The organism is Streptomyces sp. NRRL F-2664, assembly GCF_000719345.1.
Lineage (GTDB): Bacteria > Actinomycetota > Actinomycetes > Streptomycetales > Streptomycetaceae > Streptomyces.
In genome coordinates, this window is record NZ_JOFX01000522.1 from 1 (window position 1) to 276 (window position 276).

A 276-nucleotide genomic window follows, 5' to 3' on the forward strand; every position below is an offset into this window, starting at 1 on the left:
CGCGGGCCCGTCCGAGATCGAGGCCCTCAACGGCGGTTCCCTCGACATCGGCTTCATCGGCCCCTCGCCGTCCATCAACGGCTACGTCAAGTCCAAGGGGGCCAACCTGCGGATCATCTCCGGCTCCGCCTCGGGCGGCGTGAAGCTGGTGGTGAACCCGGACCGGATCAAGACCCTGGACGACCTCAAGGGCAAGAGGATCGCCACCCCGCAGAAGGGCAACACCCAGGACGTCGCGTTCCTGAACTGGATCTCCGAGAAGGGCTGGAGCGTCGA

1 pseudogene is annotated in these 276 nt (G+C 66.3%); it reads left to right on the top strand.

Annotated elements, in window-relative coordinates:
• Positions 1-276 (top strand): annotated as a pseudogene (locus IF89_RS0136805) (PhnD/SsuA/transferrin family substrate-binding protein); the annotation flags it as partial.